Origin of the sequence: Chamaesiphon sp. VAR_69_metabat_338 (assembly GCF_031423935.1) — a bacterium.
Taxonomy (GTDB): Bacteria; Cyanobacteriota; Cyanobacteriia; order Cyanobacteriales; family Chamaesiphonaceae; genus Chamaesiphon.
The window spans coordinates 1-3,289 of the sequence record NZ_JANPGM010000546.1 but is presented as its reverse complement, the minus strand read 5'-3'; the positions used below and the strand labels follow the sequence as shown (position 1 = coordinate 3,289).

The 3,289-nt window shown below is 38.8% G+C and carries 4 protein-coding genes and 1 pseudogene; 1 reads left to right on the top strand and 4 read right to left on the bottom strand.

The window, feature by feature from the left end:
- Positions 1 to 220: 220 nt before the first annotated feature.
- Together RMO84_RS15055 and RMO84_RS15050 are read right to left on the bottom strand one after the other, a co-directional pair.
- Positions 221 to 616, bottom strand: a complete 396-nt coding sequence (locus RMO84_RS15055; RefSeq protein ID WP_310489259.1) for a type II toxin-antitoxin system VapC family toxin — start codon at positions 614 to 616, stop codon at positions 221 to 223.
- Complete coding sequence (locus tag RMO84_RS15050) at positions 613 to 846, bottom strand: hypothetical protein (protein ID WP_310489258.1); 234 nt, start codon at positions 844 to 846, stop codon at positions 613 to 615. The genes RMO84_RS15055 and RMO84_RS15050 overlap by 4 nt, the downstream gene beginning before the upstream one ends.
- A gap of 6 nt (positions 847 to 852) precedes the next feature.
- On the opposite strand from RMO84_RS15050, the gene RMO84_RS15045 reads away from it, so the two are divergent.
- Positions 853 to 1,068 (top strand): hypothetical protein, encoded by a 216-nt coding sequence (locus RMO84_RS15045; protein WP_310489257.1) that lies wholly within the window; start codon positions 853 to 855, stop codon positions 1,066 to 1,068.
- On the opposite strand, the gene RMO84_RS15040 is transcribed toward RMO84_RS15045, so the two are convergent.
- Positions 1,040 to 2,740 carry a DUF262 domain-containing HNH endonuclease family protein gene (locus RMO84_RS15040; protein ID WP_310489256.1) on the bottom strand — a complete coding sequence of 567 codons (1,701 nt, stop codon included), beginning with the start codon at positions 2,738 to 2,740 and terminating at the stop codon, positions 1,040 to 1,042. The genes RMO84_RS15045 and RMO84_RS15040 overlap by 29 nt on opposite strands.
- Before the next feature lie 72 nt (positions 2,741 to 2,812).
- Positions 2,813 to 3,289, bottom strand: a pseudogene (locus RMO84_RS15035) (glutamate synthase subunit alpha); the annotation flags it as partial.

Below are 3,289 nucleotides of genomic sequence, written 5' to 3'. Positions count from 1 at the left end.
TTGTGAGACTAATAGATCTATTTTAGATAATAGATCTGAGTCGATCGTGATTGCGACTTTGTTAGTTGCCATAGATGGTCAGAAATCTAACGGTATGATAAATAATCATACCATTTAAAAGCTTTGTTGTCAATTACCGATCTTGAGATCGATCGAGTCTAAAGCCGTTCGCGTAGCGTCTCTGAAAGAGAATCGATCTCATATCGATCAAACTTAATATTTACCAAATTGTTTTCACATAAGGGTATCTTAGAATATTGTTATCGCAAGTAATTAGCGGGACATCATATCTTCTCGCCATTGCTACAATAATTCTGTCAGCAGGATCTTTGTGAAAGTCTCCAGGTAATTGGGTGCTGGCGATCGCGTCTTCTGGATTTAGTGTCTCGATTACTATCCCTGAATGACTTTTGGCTAGAGCATACCAATCATCGATCGATAATGGTAATGCTAATTTACCCAGACTAGATTTTACAGCTATCTCCCATACCGAAATAGCTGAAACCAAAATGCCATTTTGAGCTTCTTCAATCTCGATTTGTTCTCTAGCAGCATTCGATAATTGATTCGGATCGTGTAAAAGCCACAGCCAAACATGGGTGTCAATAATAATCATTCACCCAAAGCCGCCCACAGATCGGTCATTGGGGCATCAAAGTCAGGCTCGATCTGAATTGACATTCCGCGCAAGGGGTAATGTTTTTTGTCGTTTAACTTAGCTTCATTCTGCGTTGTGGCTGCGACTGGGTAGTTACTACCGAGGGAGCGGATAAAGTCTAAAAGGCTCAGTTGCATTGGTTCGGGGATTTTCTCTAGTTCCCGAACGATCGATTCTATCGTACTCATGATGTGATGGGGCAGATTGAATATGATTCAATTTTACCATTCTCACATTTAGGCAACAAGGATCGATCGAGACTAAAACCGATCGATCTCAGATCGAAAGCACCATCCACAGCGGCTAAAGTCATTTATAAGTTACCAACAGATCGATCGAGACTAAAACCGATCGATCTCAAACTCGCAAGCACTCAAATTATTAGCATTGAGACAAGACAAACCGAATAATTTTCTCTTTTCTCTTCTGAATTACTTCTTTACCCCATACGCCATCTTCAGGAACTAACTGTTGAATTTCTCTCTGCTGTTTATTATGAATATATGTTTCTCGCTTTTTTGAAAATGCAATGTTTCCAATTGCACAATTATGTGATTTAGACAATAACAGATAATTACCCAAGCAATTAATATATGTCTCTTGATATCCTATATCCATAGAATAGCAATCATAGCCTCTACCATAATGAGATGAAGTTGTCGGAGCGATATGCTCTAATTCAGGCTTTTCAATGCTATCGAATCGTGTAGGAGCATAGCCATTCTTACCTTCTTTCTCTAAATAAACCTCATACTTCCAGAGAATATATTTTGCAATCGAATTATTTAATTCACCTTGAAGAGATTGTTCTAATGACTCATTATTCCAGAACCACAATCGAGAATCATTTGAATACTTTAGAAGAGTTACTTTACCTACAATCGGGGCTATTTCCTTATTTAATGCAGTAAATTTCTCAAATACATCATCGATCCTTGATGTTAAATCAGCACGAGTTCCAATTAAACGTTTGCGAAGCACTAAACATTCTAAGGCTGCACATAACTTTCCTATTTCAGAAGATTCTAGCCCAAATTGATATGCTTTGATAACAAAGGGAATCGCAATAGTGATACCTGCGATACCTCCGAGCGTTACTAGAGAATGAATTGAAAAGTTTTCGCGTTCATCTTTGCCAAAAAAGGTAGATAGATGTTCAAAACTCATGCAAAGTGATTGCGTGAAATCTTTGATGAAATTAATCGAGTTATTTTCTGATAATTTCTTATCGATTTTATCTAACACATTAGTTTCCCAAAGAGAATTAAAATAGACTTTTAATGTATAAAGTAAGATGTCATCTTCGCCAATCTTATATTCTATTAACGAAATTGATTTGTAGATTGTCTCGAAACGATTCTTGATTTCTTCGATCAGAATATATTTCTCGTCATTTCCGTATAAATGCACTTGATACATAAATTTAGCTTTCACTATTTCCAAGCTAGAAGGTTTCTTGCCTCTATTATTTTGGAATATAAACATCTGAATAGCTTCAGACTCGTTCCTCACTAAATGAGTTGTGCAAGTTGATTCGCTAATAACGGAAAGCATTTTTTTTAAATATTCTTCCGATCCATTAGATATTTTGTCGCTGAAGAAATCAAAGCATTTTACAATACGACAAGCTGATTCAGTATCAAGTCCATTTCTATCAATTTTCGTTTTGTTTACCACATAATCTACGAATAATTGATTGTCGTAATCTACTGTAGAAAATCGTATTGTGTTGTGCCGTTTTACCATGTCTTCATAGCAAACCTCTTCATCTTCATCTAGATCTCTAATTGTTCTCAATTTCGAGAACAGCGCAGATAAGAAAATGACTATGGTTGTCAGTCGTTGTTGTCCGTCTATTACATGAAAGCTTGCTTTCTTTTCTTCAAACAGGAAATGACCAAAATAATGAGCACTAATCGCCTTACTTTTGCTATATTCTTGTAAATCTGTCAGAAAAACATCCGTATGAGTGTTGCTATTCGTATTCCCACCTGGAGTTTCCCAAGAATATGCACGCTGATAAGATGGCACAATTATTCTATTTCCTGCCATCATTTTTCTGATGGTTGTCGATGCTTCCATGATTAAAGTCAGTCGTGATATATACAGCTATAGTACCCAGAATTGTCTGAGACTATAGCTGTATATCGATTCCTAACTCCCCCCAATTCTCGCTACATCACGAGAATTTTCCTCAAAAGCGGCATTGAGCGCATCATCACCACTCAACCCCGAAGCCAGCGCATTCTGAATCGCTTGCAGCACCCGTTTATAGTCACGCGGCATCACCTTCACGAACTTCGGCACCATCTGATCCCAATTCGCCAGCACGGCGATCGCTTTCTGACTCTTGGTATATTGAGCGTGTTTGGAGATCGAACCCTTCAACTTCGCAATCTCTTCAGCATCACTCAGAGTTTCCAAACCCACCATCTGCGTATTGCAGCGCGTGGGGAAATCACCCTGCTCGTCGAGAATATAGGCAACACCGCCACTCATCCCCGCCGCGAAATTGCGTCCGGTTTTACCTAATACGATCACTTGTCCGCCTGTCATGTATTCACAACCATGATCGCCGATCGATTCCACGAACGCACTGACACCGGAGTTACGGACGCAGAACCGTTCGCC